The 21,742-nt window shown below is 70.1% G+C and carries 8 protein-coding genes; 7 read left to right on the top strand and 1 reads right to left on the bottom strand.

Translation table 11 applies throughout. The features are described from left to right. Nucleotides 1-103 precede the first annotated feature (103 nt). Nucleotides 104-1,111: a LacI family DNA-binding transcriptional regulator gene (locus tag ABGB06_RS33175; protein WP_347597027.1), complete on the bottom strand. Its 1,008-nt coding sequence runs from the start codon at nucleotides 1,109-1,111 to the stop codon at nucleotides 104-106. 65 nt (nucleotides 1,112-1,176) lie between these two features. Here ABGB06_RS33175 and ABGB06_RS33170 point away from each other — a divergent pair, with 65 nt between their 5' ends. The 7 genes from ABGB06_RS33170 to ABGB06_RS33140 all read left to right on the top strand — a co-directional run bounded on the left by ABGB06_RS33170 (nucleotide 1,177) and on the right by ABGB06_RS33140 (nucleotide 21,698). Next, on the top strand, nucleotides 1,177-2,412 hold the full coding sequence (locus tag ABGB06_RS33170; protein WP_347597008.1) for a sugar ABC transporter substrate-binding protein: 1,236 nt from the start codon (nucleotides 1,177-1,179) through the stop codon (nucleotides 2,410-2,412). Continuing rightward, the gene (locus ABGB06_RS33165; RefSeq protein WP_347597005.1) at nucleotides 2,409-3,383 is read left to right on the top strand and encodes a sugar ABC transporter permease; all 975 of its coding nucleotides are present in this window, start codon (nucleotides 2,409-2,411) and stop codon (nucleotides 3,381-3,383) included. Before ABGB06_RS33170 ends, ABGB06_RS33165 begins: the two co-directional genes overlap by 4 nt. Next, nucleotides 3,380-4,204 (top strand): carbohydrate ABC transporter permease, encoded by an 825-nt coding sequence (locus tag ABGB06_RS33160; RefSeq protein WP_347597003.1) that lies wholly within the window; start codon nucleotides 3,380-3,382, stop codon nucleotides 4,202-4,204. Before ABGB06_RS33165 ends, ABGB06_RS33160 begins: the two co-directional genes overlap by 4 nt. After that, a complete protein-coding gene (locus ABGB06_RS33155) occupies nucleotides 4,201-5,154 on the top strand; it encodes a family 43 glycosylhydrolase (protein WP_347597000.1) in 954 nt (317 codons plus the stop codon). Before ABGB06_RS33160 ends, ABGB06_RS33155 begins: the two co-directional genes overlap by 4 nt. Nucleotides 5,155-6,409: 1,255 nt before the next feature. After that, a complete protein-coding gene (locus tag ABGB06_RS33150; protein ID WP_347596997.1) occupies nucleotides 6,410-7,363 on the top strand; it encodes a ParB/RepB/Spo0J family partition protein in 954 nt (317 codons plus the stop codon). 485 nt (nucleotides 7,364-7,848) lie between these two features. Then, nucleotides 7,849-17,064, top strand: coding sequence for an amino acid adenylation domain-containing protein (locus tag ABGB06_RS33145; RefSeq protein ID WP_347596994.1), 9,216 nt, complete (start codon nucleotides 7,849-7,851; stop codon nucleotides 17,062-17,064). Further along, a complete protein-coding gene (locus ABGB06_RS33140; protein ID WP_347596992.1) occupies nucleotides 17,061-21,698 on the top strand; it encodes an amino acid adenylation domain-containing protein in 4,638 nt (1,545 codons plus the stop codon). Before ABGB06_RS33145 ends, ABGB06_RS33140 begins: the two co-directional genes overlap by 4 nt. Nucleotides 21,699-21,742 lie beyond the last annotated feature (44 nt).

Genomic DNA, 21,742 nt, shown 5'->3' with positions numbered 1-21,742 from the left:
TTGACTTTGACCGGGACGGGTGTAGCTTCCTCCCACCTGCCTAGTTTAACGATAAAGTCGGCCGGAGGAGGGCGACATGGGGCGTGAGCGGCTCACCGGAATCTCAGCGCGTGGATTCACGCAGTGCGAGGCGGGCCGGCACCATGGTGTGCGTGCGCGGCTCGCCGTCCTCGCCAGCACCGGCCAGCCCCATGCGTCGCTGGAGCAGGTCGAGGACCGTCTCGGCCATGACGTCGTTGCCGGGCTCGACCGACGACAGGCGCGGCGTCAGGAAGTCCGTCTCCGTGCCGTTGTCGAATCCGATCACCTGCACGTCTCCCGGCACCCGCAGTCCCACGTCGGCCAGGGCCCGCAGCACGCCCAGCGCGGCGGCGTCGGTGAGGGTGAAGACCCCGTCGAACGGCACGCCGGACTCGCGCAGGCGCGTCAGCGCCTGGTAGCCGCCCTTCGGGGTGAACGAGTCGATCCGCAGGACGAGCCCCTCGTCCACCTCGACGCCCAGCTCCGCGTGCGCCTGGCGGTAGCCGCGGGTGCGCAGCGTCGACATGTCCCTGACCCTGTCGTCGTCGGAGCCGCCGATGATGGCGATGCGCCGCGACCCGGTGCTCAGCAGGTGCCGGGTGGCCAGCAGCGCGCCGCCGACGTTGTCCATCATGACGTGGTCGACCGTCTCGGGCACGGGGCGCTCCCCGATGAAGACGGCCGGGGTGTCGAAGCTCAGGCGTTCGAGGTCGGCGGCCTCGACCTGCAGCAGGCTGATGACGGCGCCCTCGTACATCCGCAGCCGGCCGACGGAGACGGCCTCCAGCTCGCGTTCCCTGCTGGCGCCGGTGCGCACGAGCGCCAGATGCTGGCCGTGCCGCTCCAGGCTCCGGGCGAGCCGGTCGGCCAGCTGCGCGTAGTACATGCCGTCGAGGTCGGGGACGATCAGGCCGACGGCGCCGGTGCGGCCCGAGCGCAGGTGCCGGGCCGCGAGGTTCATCTGGTAGCCGAGCTTCGACACGGCCGCGAGCACGCGCGCCCGGGTGTCGGCGCTCACCCCCGGTCGCCCGTTGATCACGTTCGACACCGTCATCGCTGACACGTCCGCCTCGCGGGCCACGTCGATCATCGTCACCACTCCTCCATCATCCCCGAACTCCCACCGCACCCTCGAACCGAAGGAAGTGATCCCTGATGTCCAGACGCTCACGACGCCTGGCCGCCGCCCTCGCCATGGCCACCGCGATGACCGTGTCCGCGTGCGGCGGTGGCGGCGGCTCGGACGACGGCGTCACGCTGTCGCTGCTGTCCTGGGACGGGGAAGAGGTCATGGCCCCGGTGCTGGAGGCGTTCGAGGAGGCCCATCCGAACATCCACGTCGAGGCGTCCTACTCTCCCCCGGTCGCGGAGTACATCCAGGCCCTGCAGACCCGGGTGCTGTCCGGTACCGCCCCCGACGTCTTCCTCATCGCCGCCGAGAACAAGACGAACCTGATCAACGGTGAACACGTGCTCGACCTGGCCGGCGAGGACTTCCTGGCCAACGTGCCGGAGTTCAACCAGCAGACCTACGGCGCCGACGGCGCGGTCTACGGACTGTCGCTGTCCTCCTGGGGCGGGGGCGTGATGTACAACGAGGACCTGCTGGCCCAGGTGGGCGCCGACGCGCCGCCGGAGACCTGGGACGAGTTCCTCGACCTGTGCGGCGAGCTGAAGGACGCCGGCATCACGCCGTACCTGGAGGCCGTGGACGGGATGCCCACGGTGCTCGCGGCCTTCCTGGGTGCGTACGACGCCTCCATCGACCACACGATGGACGACCAGATATTCGGCGGCGAGGCGACGTTCGAGGAGCACTGGACCCCGCTGCTGGAGCAGTACCAACGGCTCTACGACGAGGGCCTGGTGACCAGCGACACCGTCGGTCTCACCGGCGACCAGGTGCAGTCGGAGTTCGCCAACGGCCGGGTGGCGATGATGATCGCCGGGCCGTGGAACGTGCCCCCGCTGCGGGAGGCCGCGCCCGACCTCAACTTCCAGATGGTGCCGGTGCCGGCGGTGGACGGCGGCGAGCCGTACCTGGCCGGCGCGGCGAGCCCGGGCTACGCGATCAACCCCGACTCGGAGAACATCCAGGCCGCCAAGACGTTCCTGTCCTTCCTCGCGTCGCCCGAGGGCGTCGAGGTCATGCAGGAGGCCAACGGCGCCATCACGGTCACCACCGACTTCGAACCGTCGCTCGACGAGGCGCTGGCCCCGGTGGTCGAGGACGTGCGCGCCGGGAACGTCTACCTGCCGCAGATCGCGTGGCAGCGGGCCGAGGACGTGCTGAACGTCGAGGCGGTGGCGCAGATCCAACGCATGGTGCAGGGGGAGATCTCGCCGCGCGAGGTGGCCCGGGCGCTGGACGACAAGCTCGCGTCGTCATGACGGCCACCGCCGCACCGCCACGGTCCGGCACCGGGATCGGTGCCGGCACCGCCGCCGAGGCCACGCGCCGCCGCCGGACCGGGCCGTCCGGTGGCTGGCGTGAGGCCGCCGCCCACCAGCTGTTCCTGGTCCCGGTCGCCGCGGTCTTCATCGTCCTGTTCGTCATCCCGCTCGGCCAGACGTTCTACTGGAGCCTGACCGACTTCACCGGATACTCCGACGACTTCGCGTTCGTGGGCCTGGAGAACTACCGGACCATCCTCTCCGACCCCTCCATGACGGCGGGGCTGACCTTCACGCTGCTGTTCGCCGTGGCCACCACCGTGCTGACCACCGTGATCGCCATCCCGCTCGCGGTGGCCCTGAACCAGCGGCTCATCGGACGCAACTTCGCCCGGTCGCTGTTCTTCTTCCCGGCCATCCCGAGCCTGGCCGTCCTGGGCCTGGTCTGGGGCTACATCCTGTCCCCGCTCGGGTCGGGCGTGCTGAACTCGGTGCTGAAGTCGACGCTCGGGGTCGGGCCCGTGCCCTGGCTGTCGGACCCGACGCTGGCCAAGCTCTCCGTGATCCTGGTGGGCGTCTGGGGCGGCGCCGGCTGGCACGCCGTGCTGTACCTGGCCTACCTGCAGTCCATTCCCGCGGAGTACTACGAGGTCGCCACCATCGACGGCGCCAACGGCCGGCAGCAGTTCTTCCACATCACCCTGCCGCTGCTCATGCCGGCGATGGTGATCAGCCAGTTCCTGCTGATGACCGGCGGGCTCAAGGTGTTCGACCTGCCGTACACCCTCACCAACGGCGGGCCCGGCTTCGCGACGCAGACCATCACCCAGTCGATCGTCGTGAACGGCGTCGGACAGGGCCAGTACGGCATCGCCTCCGCCCTGGCCGTGCTCTTCACCCTCGCCGTCGCCGTGCTGTCCTTCAGCCAACTGCTCATCTCGCGGCGCATCGAGAGGAGAGTGCTGTGACCCGCCGTACCGGCCGCCGCCCGCTGCTGAGCGTCGTCGTGATCGGGCTGGCCTGCCTGGTCGGGACGCCGCTGTACTACATCCTCGTCAACACCTTCAAGACCCAGGAAGAGATGGTGAGCTCCCCGCTCGCCCCGCCCACCTCCTTCCACCTGGACAACTACCTGGAGGTCTTCGACCAGGTCCCGCTCGCCCAGAGCTTCGGCAACACCCTCTACATCACCGCCGGCGCCATCGCCATCCAACTCTTCGTCGGCGCCACCGCCGCCTACGGCATGATCATGCGCGCCACACTCTTCAACCGCGTCTTCGGCATCCTGCTCCTGCTGGCGTTCGTGATACCGGGGCAGGCCACCCTCATCCCGCTGTACCGGACCATGGTGGACGCCGAACTCGTCGACACCCTCAACGGGCTGATCATCATGTACGCCGGCGGCGCGATCTTCTGCTTCTTCCTCATCCAGGGCTACATCCGCACCCTGCCGTTCGAGATCATCGAGGCCGCCCGGATCGACGGCGCCGGCGTCTTCCAGATCTTCTGGCGCATCGTGCTGCCGCTGATCAGACCGATCCTGATCACCGTCGGCATCTTCCAGACCATGTGGGTCTGGAACGACTTCATCCTGCCCAACGTGTTCATCTCCTCCCCGGAGAAGCGCACCGTCGTACTGGAGGTCTACAGCGCCGTCGGACAGTTCTCCACCGACTGGCCGGCGTTCATGACGCTGTCCGTGATCGTCCTGCTCCCGATGGTGGTGTTCTTCCTCTTCACCCAACGCCACATCATCAGCGGGCTGCTCGCGGGAGGCGTCAAGGGATGAGTCAGGCCACGACCCCGCGGGGCTCCCGGGAGCCGCGCGCGCCGCTCTACACCGACCCGGTCCACCACGCTCCCACCGATCCGACGCTGGTGGAGGCGCCCGACGGGTCGTGGCGGATGTTCTACACCCAGCGCCGGGCCGGCGACGACGGCCCCGGCGTGCGCTGGGTCCACGGCACCGACATCGGCGTGGCCGGGTCGGACGACGGTGGGCTGACCTGGAGCTATCTCGGTGTCGTCGCCGGCCTCGACCCCCATCCGGGCCGCAACACGCTGTGGGCGCCGGAGGTGATCCGGGCCGAGGGCGGCTACCACATGTTCCTCAGCTACATCCGCGGCGTGCCGTCGGCCTGGGAGGGCCACCCCCGCACCATCCGCCACCTGACGTCCGACGATCTCGAGTCGTGGCACGACCTCGGCGCGGTGCCGCTGTCCTCCGACCGCGTCATCGACGCCTGCGTCCACCCGTTGCCCGGCGGCGGCTACCGCATGTGGTTCAAGGACGAGGCGCACGACTCGGCCACCTGGGCGGCGGACTCCCCCGACCTCACCACCTGGGGCACGGCCGGGCCGGTGATCCGGGAGCCGGCGCACGAGGGGCCGAACGTCTTCGAGCTCGGCGGCTGGTACTGGATGATCACCGACGAGTGGCGGGGCCTGGCCGTGCACCGCTCCGCCGACCTGTCCGCGTGGGAACGTCAGGGGCTGATCCTCGACAGCCCCGGCCGGCGGGCCCTGGACACCGGTCACGGCCACCACGCCGACGTCGTCGTCGGACGCGACACGAGCGGTCGGGACGTCGGCTGGATCTTCTACTTCACGCACCGCCCCGAGCCTCCCGGCCGACGCACCGACGTGCACGTCGCGGCCCTGCACGTGGCGGACGGCCGCCTCCGCTGCGACCGGGACGCGCCCGTGCGTCTCGACCTACGTCGAGCCCGAGCGGCCTGAGCGTCTCCCGGGGCCGTCCCGCCGCAGGCGGATCGGCCCCGGGCGGCGCGCCGTCCACCGCACCCGCTTCCTGGAACGTGCGGTTGTTTCACCTCGCCGCCGAGAGACCCATCCGGAACCGAAGAAACCCCTCCGGCACTGTCTCCCGCGACTGCGCCGGAAAGGGGCGGTGAACACCATCTCCCCGGCCGGGTCCGCACCTTCCGTCACATGACCCGAACCCCGTGATGCGAATTCACCCAAGACCGATCGATCGCCTGCACTTTCTCCTCACACATTCGCCGCTCGCGCCCAGTTCGCCCACACTGGCGCCATCGATACACGGCTCCCGCGGGATTGGGGAGGAGATGTCTCGACGCACCCCGCCCCCATGAGTCAGGGTTCACCTGTCCAATGAGGAATTCTGTCAGTCCTTGACATCTCAGATGTGGTGACATCGCGCGCCGCTGGTCATCGAGTGCGTCCTCGACGAGGTGACCGTCGCGCCCCGATCGCAGGATATCTCCCGACGGCGGGCGGTCTGGACACCATCTCACGGCGCCGGCCGCATCGCCGAAGACGAGTCGCAGCCGCCGGCCGACCGGCACACACGGACCGACAGGTCGCCCACCTCGACCACCCTTGACAGGGCTCGGATGCGGCCACTCAGGCGCGTCTCCAGGACGATCGGTGCACCACACACGTGCGTTGACCGGCGCTCGGTCCCGCACGAAACAATTCCTGCCCGCCGCCCAGGCCTGCCGCCCGCGCCGAGGGCGCGGCGACGGCGCCGGGGGGTGGGGCCACCGCCGGTGCGAAGCAGCGGACCGGGAACGGCTATGCGCGTGCGTCCCCGGTGACTAGGCAGGACATTGCCACCTCCAGAGGCCAACGATACGGTGAGTTCGAATAGCTCGAAAAACAGCAATTCGGCCCTTGAGGAGGCTACAGGGGGAGCCGGGACGACAGAGGCAACCGCCGAAGAGGGCGACGTTGGACGGCGAGCCCTGTAGATGAAGGCGCCAAGAGAGAAGAGGACTATCCCATTCCGGCTGACCAACCGGAACAACTCACATAGATCATCGGTCCGGATCGGTCGACGACCGGAGGAGGCGGCGTTCCCCACTGGATGGTGGCTCGACTCGCGGCGAGGAGCCCCATCCGAACGGCGCTGACTCCGGTTCGGTAGCCGGCTCATTACGAGCATGCGCGCTATGCATGCGAGAGTTCGCCAGATGGCGGGGATGGGGCGAAACCTGATTCGTGAGGAGCTGGAGTGGAAACAGAACGAGGGGAAACCGAGAATCAGCCGATTTTAGAGGTGGAAATCAGCTCACTCTCAACAGACGACTCGCCGCGAACTTCCGGGGAAGACCCGGCGCACGTCAGGACGCTCGCCGCAACTCAGGCCGAGCTTCCCCCGATCATCGTGCACCGAGCGACCATGCGCGTCATCGACGGTTTACATCGGTTACGTGTGGCCAAGCTACGGGGAGAGGAGAAGATCGCGGTCAGGTTCTTCGATGGAGACGAGGAGAGCGCTTTCGTACTGGCCGTTCAGTCCAACGTCACACACGGTCTGCCGCTGTCTCTGGCAGATCGGAAACGAGCCGCAGCACGCATCACCCTGTCACATCCCGAATGGTCGAACCGGAGGACGGCAACGGTCACCGGCCTGTCCGGGGGCACGGTCGCCGAGATCCGCCAACGCCTGGCAGCGGAATCGGCCTCGACGAGCATCAGAATTGGTCACGACGGGCGCGTCCGCCCGATCGATCCGACCAAGGGCCGCTTGCTCGCCTCGGAGCTGATACTCGCCGACCCCACGCTCTCTCTTCGGCAGATATCCCGGGCAGCCGGTATCTCTCCCGAAACCGCGCGGGACGTGAGAAACCGGATCCGAAGAGGTGAGAACCCACTGCCCAGAGGAAGTGGGCAGAGCAACCCAGGAGCCGAGACGATGCCACGACCGGCCTGGGCGGAGCACCGGGCAGCCATCGTCGCCCAACTCAAGGCCGACCCCGCCCTGCGGTTCAGCGAGACCGGACGCAACCTGCTCCGCCTGCTGAACGTCGCCACGCTGAGGACGGAGGAGTGGGACGAGATCATCGACAACGTCCCGCCGCACTGCAGCAGCATCGTCGCCCAGGCCGCCAAGGCCTGCGCCGGCATGTGGGAGGAGTTCGCCGCCCGCACCGAGCGAAGAGCGACCGAGGTGACCTGTACATAGCGCTGGCCAGCCAGCGCCACGTCTGCCTCGACGACCCCCACGGTCCCGACTCGACTTGGCGCTGGCGCTCGCCGGATCGGCGTTTCCCCGTCGTCACGCGCAGCCGTGACACCCCGCGAAAAGGGCGGCACCCGGAAGCTCCGCCCTGTCCAACTGCGCAAAATGAGCAGTTGGACACCGCCCGCATCTCGGCGGCTCCCCGCGTTGTTCCCCGTCCGACCGCGGGGAACTCCCCTCTTCAGTAGCGCATCTTTCACCTTCCGGCACCCTTCTCCGGTGATTCTCCTGGACGTCCACGGCGCTTCTGGAAAATGTGGCGTGGCTTGCGGCGCAGCCGCACAGTAGGAGCTCGGAACATCAGGAAGCGCACGCTCACCATCGGGTGAGCGTTGCTTCATGCATGCCGAAACAAGGTCCGCGAATCTCGTCGGTTCCCGAGAAATGGCTTCCTTTTTCTGCGGTCGGGCTATTCATCGAGGGGAAAGATGCACGAAGAGGCCGAACACGCTTTACCTCTGTCCGACTGTCAGCAGGGCGTCTGGCTGGCACAGCGCATGGAGAGTTCCCGTGGCCTGTACAACGTCGGACAGCACGTCGACATACTCGGCCCCGTCGACACGGACGTTCTCGAACGCGCGCTGAGGCATGTCGTCGCCGAAACGGAGATTCTCCGAGCGAGGTTCGTCGAGGACGAGAGCGGCGTGACGCAGCGGTTCGGTACCGATCCGGTGTGGAACCTCCGATGCGTCGATTACAGCGCCGAGAAGGATCCGTGGCAGGCGGCCGAAACGGCGATGCGCGCGGAGCTGCGACAGGTCTCCGACCCGACTGAGGGCGGACTCTTCTCCCACACCCTTTTCACGCTGGCCGACGACCGCTTTCTCTGGTTCCAGTGCTACAACCATCTGCTCATGGACAGCTTCGGTTGTTCGCTGATCGGACGTCGGGTCGCCGAGGTCTATTCGGCGCTGTCGCGCGGCGGGGTCTGGGGCCCGTCCGGGCACGCGTCGCTTCACGAGATCCTCGCGCGGGAGAGCTCCTATCGCGCATCCGAGTCGTACACGAGCGATCGCCGGTACTGGCATGACCGTTGCGCGGATCGCCCCGAACCGGCCGCCGTTCCCGGCCACCGGTCGCCCGCGTCCGACGACGTCCGCCACGCGACCGCCATGGTGGGCCCCGCGACCGCGGAGCGCGTGCGATCCGCGGCGCGGCTCGCCGGGGTGAGCCGTTCGAGGCTGATGATCGCGGCGGTCGCGGCGTTCCTGAGTCGAATGAACGGATCCAGGGAGGCCGTGCTCAGCCTCCCGGTCGCCGGCCGCGTGGACGATCTCGCTCGGGCGACGCCCTGCACGATGGCGAACATGCTGCCGCTCCGGGTGCCGGTGGACCCGGGAGCGGATCTCACCCACGTCGCCCACCACGCCGGGGAGGCGGTGGACGCCCTGCTCGGCCACCAGCGGTTCCGGGGAGAACGCCTGCGGCGCGAGCTCGACTGGCCACGTGGCGGCCGATGGCACTTCGGTCCCTACGTCAACATCGTGCCGACCGGAGCGGATCTGTGGTTCGGGGAGCACCGCGGCGTCGTTCGCGATCTGTCCAGTCGTCGCGTCGAGGACTTCGGCGTTCTGGTGGACGGCCGTTCGCACGAAGGGGCGCGCATCACCTTCGAAGCGAACCCTGATCTTTACTCCAGTGACTGGCTCCAGGGCAGTCATGCCGCCTTCCTAAACTTCCTCGACCGCGCCGTCGCCGAGCCCCGGGTCCCGGTGTCACGGCATGGCCTCATGGGCGAGGCGGCGCGCTCGCGGCTGGTCGGGGGCAACGATCCCGCCGCCGGGCCGGCCTTGCGGGACACGTGGCTGGAGCCGTTCCAGGACCAGGCGAGGGCGACGCCGGACGCGGTGGCGGTCCGCTGCGACGGCGAGAGTCTCTCCTACGCCGAACTGGAGGGCCGGGCCAACCAACTGGCTCGCCATCTCAGCACGCTGGGGATCGGTCCCGAGATCCGGGTGGGCCTGTGCCTGCCCCGCGGCATCGACGTGATCGTCGCGATGCTGGCGGTGTGGAAGGCCGGCGGCGCGTTCGTCCCCCTGGACCCCGAGTACCCCGCCGACCGCCTGGCCCACATCCTCACCGACAGCGAGGCGGCCCTCGTGCTGGGCGCCGGCACCACCCTGTCCGGCCTGCCCGCCGGCGAGCCCCGGAGCCTGTGCCTGGACGAGCACCGGCGGGAGATCGCCGCCCACTCCCCCACGGCACCGGACACCATGCCCGGCCCGGCCGACCTCGCCTACGTCATCTACACCTCCGGCTCCACCGGACGGCCCAAGGGCGTCGCCGTCACCCACCAGGGCCTGACCAACCTCGCCCACGCCATGCGACCCACCCTCGGCGTCACCGAAGGCATAACCGCCCTGCAGTTCGCCTCCTTCACCTTCGACGCCGCCATCCTCGACATCACCACCACCCTGGCCACCGGCGCCACCCTCGCCATCGCCACCACCGAACAACGCACCGACCCGCAGGCCCTTGCCGAGATGATCCGCGACGCCAACGTCACCACCGCCAGCGTCGTCCCCTCCCTCCTCAGCACCCTCGACCCTCACACCGTCCCCACCATCACCAACTGGGTCCTCGGAGCCGAACGCCTCACCGCCGACCTCGCCTCCCGCTGGACACCACACAGCACGATCTGGAACACCTACGGGCCCACCGAAGCCACCGTCATCACCACCGCCACGCCCACCCCCCTCGACCCGGCGATCACCCCACACGACCCACCCCCGGCCATCGGCCGGCCGCTCACCAACACCCGGGTCCACGTCCTGGACACCCTCCTGCACCCGGTTCCCCCGGGCGTGACGGGCGAGGTGTACGTGTCGGGCCCGGGCCTGGCCCGCGGCTACGTCAACCAACCCGGCCGCACCGCCGAACGCTTCATCGCCTGTCCGTTCTCCAACAACCCCGGCGACCGGATGTACCGCACCGGCGACCTCGCCCACTGGGACACCCACGGCCACCTCCACTTCGACGGCCGCACCGACACCCAGACCAAGATCCACGGCCACCGCATCGAACCCGGCGAAATAGAGGCCACCCTCAGCTCCCACGAGGACGTCCGCCAGGCGACCGTCATCGCCCACAGAGACCACCCCGACGCCTCGGCCAGACTCGTCGCCTACCTCGTCGCCCAGGGTTCGGATCTCGACGCGCACGAGCTGCGCGAGCACGCCGCCCGCGCCCTGCCAGCGCACATGGTCCCCGCCGCCTTCGTGGTGCTCGACGCGCTGCCGCTGACCCCCAACGGCAAGATCGACCACCGGGCGCTCCCCGCGCCCGAGGCGGCAGTGCCCGACCGGGGACGGCCGCCCGCGACGCCCGCGGAGAAGTCGCTGTGCGGGTTGGTCGCCGAACTCCTCGGCCTGGACCGGGTGAGCGCCGACGCGTCGTTCTTCGAGCTCGGCGGCGACTCGATCCTGGCGATGATGCTGGTGTCGCGAGCCCGCCGGGCCGGGCTGGTGATCACCTCCCGCCAGGTGTTCGAACTGCGCACCCCGGAAGCCCTGGCGGCCGTGGCGGACGAGGTCGACGCGGCGGCCGGCGCGGCGGGCGAGCCGATGGACGCCGGCACGGGCGAACTGCCGCTGACCCCCGTCATGCGCGAACTCCTCGACCGGGTCGGCCCGGACGGGATCGGCCAGGTCGTGCAGTCCACCGTGCTGGTCACCCCCGCGGGCACGAACCAGGCCGCCCTGTCCCGCGCGCTGGACGCGGTGGTGAGCCACCACGGGGTGCTCCGTGCGCGGTTGGAGACCGAGCAGGAGCGCGCGCCGCGCCTGGTGGTACCGGCGCCCGAGGCGGTACCGGCCGGCTCGCTGCTGAGCCGAGTCGACGCGGCCGCCGCCGATCTGGACCGGCTGGTCGAGGGGCAGGCACGTGACGCCGTGGGGCGACTCGATCCGCGGACGGGCGCGATGCTACGAGCCGTCTGGTTCGACCGCGGCTCCGACCGGACGGGGCGGCTCCTGATGGTGGTCAACCACCTGGTCGTCGACACCGTCTCCTGGCAGATCCTGCTGCCCGACCTGGCCCAGGCCTACGCCGACCTCGCGGCCGGGCGGGACGCCACGCTGGACCCGGTGCCGACCTCCTTCCGGCACTGGGCTCGGGCCCTCGCCGGCCAGGCGGAGGACGAGGCGCGGCTTGCCGAACTGCCCGCCTGGATCGACTCGTTGGCCGGTCCCGACCCGCTGCTGACCGCGCACCCACTCGACCGGGACCGCGACCTGGGAACGACCGTGCGACGGGTCTCCACGACCGTTCCCACCGAGGTCACCTCGGCGTTGCTGACCGACGTCCCGGCCGCGTTCCACGCCGGCGTCGAGGACGTCCTGCTCGCCGGCCTGACCACCGCCCTGGCCGAGTGGACCGACCAGGACGCCTCCGGCGGCTTCCTCGTCGACGTCGAGGGCCACGGCCGCCAGCCCCTCGGCGACCGCGACGACCTGACCCGCACCGTCGGCTGGTTCACCAACACGCACCCCGTCCGGTTGAACGCCTCGGTCCTCGACCCGACCGAGGTGCGCGAGGGTGGGCGGGCCGGCGGCACCGCGCTCAAGCACGTCAAGGAACAACTCCGCGCCCTCCCCGGCGACCGGCTCGGTCACGGCATACTGCGCCGCCTCAATCCCGACACCGCGCCCGCCCTCGCGGTCCTCCCCACGCCCCAGATCGGCTTCAACTACCTGGGACGGACGGCGCGTCACGAGACCGGCTGGCAGGTCATCGGGGAGGCCGGCCTCGGCGAGGGTACGGTCAGCGCGGCACCGGCCATGCACGCCCTCGAGATCCTCTGCGCCGTCCGGGACCTGGCCACCGGACCGGAGCTCACGCTCAGCGTCGACTGGCCGAGCCGCCTGCTCGACGAGGCTCGCGCCCAGCATCTGGTCGACACCTGGGCGGCGATGCTCACCGGCCTGGTCGGCCACACCACCGATCCCGGCTCCGCCGCCGGCGGACACACCCCCTCCGACTTCCCCCTGGTCCCGCTCACTCAGGACCACATCGACCAGTTGGAGACGGAGATCCCCGGCCTGGAGGACGTGCTGCCGCTCTCGGGCCTCCAGGAGGGTTTCCTCTTCCATGCCCTGTTCGACGAGCAGGGCACCGACGTCTACGTGGAACAGATCGTCCTGGGCCTGGAGGGGCCCCTGGATTCGGACACCCTCCGCGCCTCCTGGCGGACGCTGACGAGGCGCCACCCGGGACTGCGCGCGGGGTTCCGGCAGCTGGCCGACGTCGCGCGCCCCCTCCAGTTCATCGTCCGCGATCCGGTGCCGGGCTGGTCCGAGGAGGACCTCTCCGGCCTGGGCGAGGACGGCGCGCGTGCCGAGGCCGAACGGATGGGCATCCGGGAGCGGGCTCGACGGTTCGACCTGGCGCGGCCCCCGCTGTTCAGGGTCCTGCTGGTCAAACTCGCCCCGGACCGGCACCAGATGATCGTCACCCTGCACCACGTCCTGCTGGACGGCTGGTCCCTGCCCCTCCTGACCGGGGAACTGGTGAGCTGCTACGCCTCCGGCGGCACCGCCCGAGCCCTGCCCTCCCTCATGCCCTACCGGGAGTACTTCGCCTGGCTGAGTCGCCAGGATCGCGACGCCGCCCACGAGGCGTGGCGGCGGGCGCTGGCGGGTTGCGACGAGCCCACGCTGGTCGCCCCGACCGCCCGGGACACCGTGGGAGCCTCCGAGGTGGTCCTCGTCGAGGCGACTCCGGCGCTCGACGCGGCACTCGACTCGCTGGTGCGCGCCCACGGCGTCACGTTGAACACCCTGCTCCAGGCCGCCTGGTCCCTGGTGGTGGCTCAGCTGACCGGGCGTCAGGACACGGTCTTCGGATCGGCTGTGGCCGTCCGCCCCGCCGAACTCCACGGCGTGGAGGACGTGCTGGGGCTCTTCCTCAACACCGTCCCGGTGCGCCTGCGTCTCGATCCGGAACTGACCGTTCTCGAGACGCTCACCGGGCTCCAGGCACGGCAGTCGACGCTCCTGGACCATCAGCATCTGGGCCTGACGGACATCCAGCGGCTGGTCGGCCCGGGCGCCACCTTCGACACCGTGATGGCGTTCGAGAACTACCGCACGGCGGACGCGGAGCCGCGGGCGTCGGCCCCGGACGACCTGCGGCTCACCCACGAGGGGATGCGGGAGTCCACGAACTATCCCCTGTCGCTGGTGGTGAGCCCGATCGGTGGACTGCGGATCCAGCTGATGTACCGGTCGGACGTCTTCCAGGAGCGGGAAGCGCGGATCCTTGTGGACCGGCTGCTGCACGTGCTGGAGGCGATGTCCGCCGACCCGGATGCCCGGATCGGCGGCCTGGACCTGCTGAGCGACGCCGAACGGGCCCTGGTGGTGGGCGCGTGGAACGACACCGCTCGGCCGACGCCCGAGGGTTCGTTGGTGGAGCTGTTCCAGGCCCAGGCCGCGCGCACACCCGACGCCACCGCCGTGGTCACCGCCCACCAACACTGGTCCTATGCGGAACTACTCCAACGCGCAGACCGCGTGGCGTCCGGACTGGTCACCCGCGGCATACACCGCGGAGACCTCGTCGGCGTCGCCATGGACCGCTCCGCCGACCTGGTCGCCATCCTGCTCGGCACACTCAAAGCCGGCGCCGGCTACCTCCCCCTCCACCCCGACTGGCCACCAGCCCGCCGCCAACTGATCCTCCAACAGGCCGCACTCCTCATCACCGACCGGACGATCACCGACCCACCAGTCGACACCACACCCGTCGACGAGCTGCTCACCGGCCCCACGCACCACACCGACGTACCCCTCGGCACCCTCGACACCGCCTACGTGATGTTCACCTCCGGCTCCACCGGCATCCCCAAAGGCGTCACCGTCACCCACGGCGACATCACCGCCCTCGCCCTCGACAGCCGCTTCACCCACGGCCACGAACGCGTCCTCCTCCACTCCCCCCAAACCTTCGACGCCTCCACCTACGAACTCTGGACCCCACTCCTGACCGGCGGCCAGATCGTCATCGCCCCACCCACCCCCCTCACCACCACCGGCATCAGAGCCCTCGTCGAGCGTCATCACATCACCGCCGTCTTTCTCACCACCGCGCTCTTCCACCTCTTCGCCCAGGACGACCCCACCTGCCTTCAGGGCCTGCGGGAGGTGTGGACCGGCGGTGACGCCGTCCAGTCCGACGCGGTCACCCGCGTCCGCGAAGCCTGCCCCCACCTGACCGTCGTCGATGTCTACGGCCCCACCGAGACCACCACCTTCGCCACCACCCACCCCATCCACCCCGAGGCCCCAGTCCCCGCTCCCGTCCCGATCGGCCGTCCCCTGGACAACATGCACACCTACGTCCTCGACGGCTTCCTCCGCCCCGTGCCCCCCGGCATACCCGGCGAGCTGTACCTCGCCGGCGCCGGCCTGGCCCGCGGCTACACCGAACAACCCGCCCTCACCGCCGAACGCTTCACCGCCTGCCCCCACCTACCAGGCCAACGCATGTACCGCACCGGCGACCTCGTGCGCTGGACCCACACCGGCGACCTCGAGTTCCTCGGCCGCACCGACGCCCAGGTCAAGATCCGCGGCTACCGCATCGAACCCGGCGAGATCGAAGCGACCCTGCTGACCCACCCCCACATCACCCAGGCCGCCGTCACCACCCGCGAGGACCGCCCCGGCGACAAACGCCTCATCGCCTACGCCGTCCCCAACACCCCCGACCTCACACCGGAACAGCTACGCACCCACGCGGCCAGCACCCTGCCCGACCACATGCTCCCCGCCGCCGTCGTGCTCCTCGACGCGCTGCCCGTCACCCCCAACGGCAAGCTCGACCGCAACGCACTCCCCGCCCCCGACTACGCCGCGCACTCCACCGGCCAAGCCCCACGCAACGACACCGAAGCCGCCCTCTGCACCCTCTTCACCGAGATCCTGGGCCTGGAAACGGTCGGCATCGACGACTCCTTCTTCGCCCTCGGCGGCGACTCCATCACCTCACTACAACTCGCCTCCCGCGCCCGCCACACCGGACTGACCCTCACCCCCCAGCAGATCTTCGAGCAGAAGACGCCCGAACGACTCGCCCTGGTCGTCGACACGGCCGAGACGGTGCGGGGCGCCCTTCCGACGGACGCCGACACGGGGGAGGTGCCCTGGACTCCGATCATGCGCTGGATGGGAGAAGAGTCAGCCACCCGTGCGGGCTTCACCCAGTGGGTGACCATCGGCGCCCCACCCGCCCTGGACCAGGCCGCACTCGCCACGGCCCTCACCGCGCTCCTCGGCGGCCATCCCATGCTCCGCGCCCGCGTCGAACCGCCACCCGACGGCGCCACGGAGGCGATCCTGCTGGTCTCCGAACGGGTCTCGGCGGACACCGCCGAGCAGATCACCCGCGTCGACGCGACGGAGGCGGCGACCGAGGACCTCGAACGCATCACCGACCAGGTCGCACGACAAGCGGCCGCACACGTGGACCCTCGTTCCACCATGCTTCGGGCCATCTGGGTGGACGCCGGCCCCGACCGCACCGGACGCCTGGTCCTGATCGCCCATCACCTCGTCGTCGACGGCGTGTCCTGGCGCATCCTCGTCCCCGATCTCACCGCCGCGTACGAGGCGGTCACCGCCGGACGGCAGCCCACGCTCGACACCGCCGGAACCCCCTTCCGGCACTGGGCGAGGTCGCTCGCTGCGGAAGCGCGGGCCCGGACACGGCTGGCGGAGCTGGACCACTGGACCTCGACCCTCGGCGAGCGCGGGGAGGAACCGCTGGGTCGACGGGCCCTGGATCCGGCCCGCGACACCGCGGAGACCGTGACGGCGCGCTCGTGGGAGGTTCCGGACGAGCAGGCGGCGATCCTGACGAATCTGACCACCAGCGCCTTCCACTGCGGGGTTCACGAGATCCTCCTGGCCACCCTCACCGGCGCCCTCACCCACTGGCGCCCGGACACCACCACCAACGGCCAACTCATCGACATCGAAAGCCACGGCCGCCACCCCCTCGACGGCGCACAGACCGACCTCTCCCGCACCGTCGGCTGGTTCACCAGCCTCCACCCCGTACGTCTCTCCACCACCCCCGTCGACCTCGACGAGGTCCTCGCCGGCGGCCCCGCCGCCGGCCACCTCCTCAAGACCATCAAGGAACAACTCCAGACCACCCCAGGCGACGGACTCGGCTACGGCCTCCTCCGCCACCTCAACCCCGACACCGCCGAAACCCTCGCCGCCCTCCCCACCGCACAGATCGGCTTCAACTACCTCGGCCGCTTCCCCACCCCCACCACCACCGACCAGACAACACCCTGGCAACTCGCGGGCGAAGAACCCATCGGAAGCTCCGCCAACCCCGCCACGCCAGTCGCCCACACCCTGGAGGTCGGCGTCGTGCTCCACGACACCCGGCACGGCCCCCGCCTCACCTTCACCCTCGGCTGGCCGGCTGACGTTCTGGACGCGGACGACGTCGAGCACCTGGGTGACACCTGGCTCCTGGCCCTGGCCGGTCTGGCCGCCCACACCATCGCCCCCGCCGCCGAGGTGGGTGGACACACCCCCTCCGACTTCCCCCTCCTGGACCTCGATCAGGACGAGGTCGAGTTGCTCGAAGCGATAGCGGATGACCTCGAAGGAGGACGGTTGCTGTGAACGCTGCCCGAGTCAAGGGTTCCGGTCTGGCGGGCGTGTGGCCACTGTCTCCTCTCCAGGAGGGGATGCTCTTCCACGCCTCCTACGACGACCAGGGTCCCGATCTCTACGGCGTGCAATGGGTGCTGGGCATCGACGGCCGCCTGGACGCGGCCCGGCTACGGGCCTCCTGGGAGGCGCTGCTGCGCAGACATGCGGCGCTGCGCGTGAGTTTCCACCGCCGAAAGTCGGGTGACGCGGTACAGCTCGTCAAGCGTGAGGCGACGCTGCCGTGGCGCGAGGTCGATCTCTCCGACCTCGCGGACTCGGACAGGCCGGTCCGGGCCGCGGAGCTGGCCGCCGAGGAGGCGGCCGAGCGGCTGGACCTGGCGGTCGCCCCGCTGATCCGCCTGGTGCTGATCCGACTGGGCGCCGAACGGCATCACCTGGTGGTGACGACGCATCACATCGTCGTCGACGGCTGGTCGAAGCCGCTGCTGTTCAACGAGCTGTCCGCCATCTACGCGGCCGGCGGTGACGCGCAGGATCTGCCGGCGGCGCCCTCCTACGAGAACTACCTGGCGTGGCTGGGGCGGCAGGACAGGGAGACGGCCCGGTCGGCGTGGCGCGCGGAACTGGACGGCGTGGCGGAACCAACGCTCGTGGCACCCCTGGACCGTGCCAGGATTCCGGTGCGTCCGGTGGAGCACTCGGTGGAGCTGTCCGAGGAAACCACGGCCGCCCTCTCCGCGTTGGCCCGGCGCTCGGACCTCACGGTCAACACTCTGGTGCAGGGGGCGTGGGCGCTCGTACTGGCTCGGTTGGCGAGACGCAACGACGTCGTCTTCGGGGCCACGGTCGCCGGCCGACCCACGGATCTGCCCGGGGCCGAATCGACCGTTGGCCTGTTCATCAACACCGTCCCCGTGCGGGTGCGTGTCGACGGCCGGCAGCCGGTCATGGAGATGCTGACGCGGTTGCAGGAGCGTCAGTCGGCGCTGACCTCACACCAGTATCTGGGGCTCGCGGACATCCAGAAGCTCACGGACGTCGACGACCTCTTCGACACCATCGTCGTGTACCAGAACTCCCCGCGTGCCGAGGCGGCGGACTCCCCCTCCCTGTCCTTCTCCATCGTGGAGGAGAACCAGGGGACCAACTTTCCGTTGGCCCTGGGCGTTCTTCCGGAAGAGCGTCTGACCCTGGCCATGTCGTATCGACCTGATCTGTTCGACGAGGACTTCGTACGCGCCCTGACCCGCCGTGTGGCATGGGTACTGGAGCAGGTGGTCGCGGACCCGTCACTGCCGGTGGCCCGGATCGACGTCGCGAGTGCGGACGAGCGGTCCCAGGTGATCGGACGGTGGAACGACACCGACGCGCCGGTCTCCCCGGACACCTGGCTGGCGGCGTTCGACGCCCAGACCCAACGGTCGCCGGCGGCCACCGCGCTGCGGTGCGGACCCCAGGCCCTGACCTACGCCGAACTCGAAGGACGAGCCAACCAGCTGGCTCGCCATCTGGACGAGCTGGGCGTCGGTCCCGAGATCCGGGTGGGCCTGTGCCTCCCCCGCGGCATCGACATGATCGTCGCGATGCTCGCCGTATGGAAGGCGGGCGGAGCGTTCGTGCCGCTGGACCCCGACCACCCCACCGACCGCCTCGCCCACATCCTCACCGACAGCGAAGCGACCCTCGTGCTGGGCACCGCCGACACCCTGACCCACTTACCCAACACCACACCCCACACGGTCCGGTTGAACGTCTCCGCCCACAGAGCGACCGTCGAGGCCGAGCCCAACACGCCCCCGGCACGGTCCCCCCGTCCGGCTCAGTTGGCGTACGTCATCTACACCTCAGGCTCCACCGGCCGACCCAAGGGCGTCGCCGTCACCCACCAGGGCCTGACCAACCTCGCCCACGCCATGCGACCCGCCCTCGGCGTCGACGTGGGCGTAACCGCCCTGCAGTTCGCCTCCTTCACCTTCGACGCCGCCATCCTCGACATCACCACCACCCTGGCCACCGGCGCCACCCTCGCCATCGCCACCACCGAACAACGCACCGACCCGCAGGCCCTTGCCGAGATGATCCGCGACGCCGGAGTGACCGTCGCCAGCGTCGTCCCGTCCCTCCTGACAGCCCTGGAACCAGAATCGGTGCCCGGCGTCACCACCTGGGTCCTCGGCGCCGAACGCCTCACCGCCGACCTCGCCTCCCGCTGGGCCGGGCAAGCCCAGATCCGCAACACCTACGGCCCCACCGAAGCCACCGTCATCACCACCGTCGCACCCACCCCCATCAGCAGGACGATCACCCCACACGACCCACCCCCCGCCATCGGCCAACCCCTGGCCAACACCCGCGTCTACCTCCTCGACACCCTCCTCCGCCCCGTCCCCCCCGGCATCACGGGTGAGATGTACCTCGCCGGCCCCGGACTCGCCCGCGGCTACACCGGCCAACCCGCCCTCACCGCCGAACGCTTCATCGCCTGCCCCTTCCCCAGCACCCCAGGCGAACGGATCTACCGCACCGGCGACCTCGCCCACTGGGACACCCACGGCCACCTCCACTTCGACGGCCGCACCGACACCCAAACCAAAATCCACGGCCACCGCATCGAACCCGGCGAAATAGAAACCACCCTCACCACCCACGACACCATCAGCCAAGCCGTCGTGGTGGCCCGCGAGGATCGTCCGGGTGACCGGCGCCTCGTCGCCTACCTCGTTCCGTACAACCGGGCGCAGATCGACACCACGGCGATACGAGACTTCGCGGCCACCCGCCTGCCGAGCTACATGCTGCCAACGGCGATGACGGTCCTGGACGCGCTGCCGCTGACCCCCAACGGCAAGATCGACCACAGGGCGCTCCCCGCCCCCGACCTCACCGAACGCCCCACCGGGCGGGCCCCTCGCACCGAGGCCGAAACGATCCTCTGCGCGCTGTTCGGCGAGATTCTCCGCCTGGACAACGTCAGCGCCCAGGACTCGTTCTTCGAGCTCGGCGGCGACTCCATCATGTCCATGCAGCTCGCCACCCGCGCCCGCCGCGAAGGACTCACCCTCACCCCACGCCAGATCTTCAGGGAGCAGACACCCGAACGCCTCGCCCTCGCCGCCGCACCACCAGAGAACGCGCGACCCGACGCCATCGAGGACACGGGGGTGGGTGAGGCGCCGTTCACCCCGGCGATGCGCGCGATGGGCCCGCACGCGACCAGGGCCGGCTTCACCCAGGGGGTGACCATCGGCGTCCCGGCCGCCCTGGACCAGACCGCACTCACCACCGCCCTCGGGACGCTCCAGGACACCCATCACGTACTTCGCGCCCGGATCGCGCATCACGCCGGACAACCCAGCCTCGTCATCCCCGTGCGGGGCGACACCGACGCCGCCCGCCTGGTCACCCGGCTGGACGCGACACACGCCTCCAGCCAGGAGGTGGACCGGATCGCCGAGCGGGCCGCGCGCGAGGCGGCCGAGCTTCTCGATCCAGCAGCGGGCACGGTGCTCCGGGCGGTCTGGGTGGATGCCGGGCCCCAACGGCTGGGCCGTCTGGTCCTGACCGCCCATCACCTCGTCATCGACGGGGTCTCCTGGCGCATCCTCCTCCCCGACCTGGCCGCGGCCTACCAGGCCGCCGCAACGGGACGCCAGCCGGCGCTCGACCCCGAGGGCACCACCTTCAAGCGCTGGGCGGACCTGCTGGTCAGCCAGGCCCACACCCCCGCGCGTGTGGCGGAGCTCGATGCCTGGACCGCCATAGTCGATCATCCCCAGCCGCTTCTGGGCAGCCGTCCGCTGAACCCGTCTCGTGACACCGCGCGGACGATGGCGACGCGCTCCTGGACCGTGCCGGCCGAACAGGCGGCCATCCTCACCAGCCGGACCACCACGGAGTTCCACTGCGGGGTTCACGAGGTTCTGCTGGCCACCCTCACCGGGGCCCTCGCCCGCTGGCGCCCGGACACCACCGCCAACGGCCTGCTCGTCGACATCGAAAGCCACGGCCGCCACCCACTCGACGAGAGCGACGACCTCTCGCGCACCGTCGGCTGGTTCACCAGCGTCCACCCCACCCGTCTCTCAGCCGCCTCCATCGACATCAACGACGCCCTCGCCGGCGGACCCGCCGCCGGCCAGCTCCTCAAGACCGTCAAGGAACAACTCCGAGCCACCCCCGACGACGGTCTCGGCTACGGCATGCTGCGCCACCTCAACCCCGACACCGCCCCCACCCTCGCGGCCCTCGCGACCCCCGACATCAGCTTCAACTACCTCGGCCGCTTCCCCACCCCCACCGACACCGACACCACCACTCCCTGGCAGCTCACCAGCTCCACCGCCATCGGCAGCTCAGCCCACCCCGACACGCCCACCAGCCACACCCTCGACGCCAGCGCCCTCGTCCAGGACACCCCCCAGGGACCCCAACTCCACCTCACCCTCAACTGGGCCTTCGGCCCACTCAGTGACACCGACGCACATCACCTGGGCCACATCTGGCTGGACGCACTCACCGCTCTGGCCACCCACACCACCAACCCCGACGCCGGCGGCCACACCCCCTCCGACTTCCCCCTCCTCGACCTGACGCAGGACGACGTCGACGAGCTTGAGCTCGACGGCTCGGACGACCTCGTCTGACCTCAACTCGAACAAGTCGCCGGACAGCTGACAAGGAGACCAAA

Source organism: Streptomyces sp. B6B3 (assembly GCF_039871525.1).
GTDB lineage: Bacteria > Actinomycetota > Actinomycetes > Streptomycetales > Streptomycetaceae > Streptomyces.
This window is presented reverse-complemented; position numbering and strand designations above follow the sequence as displayed.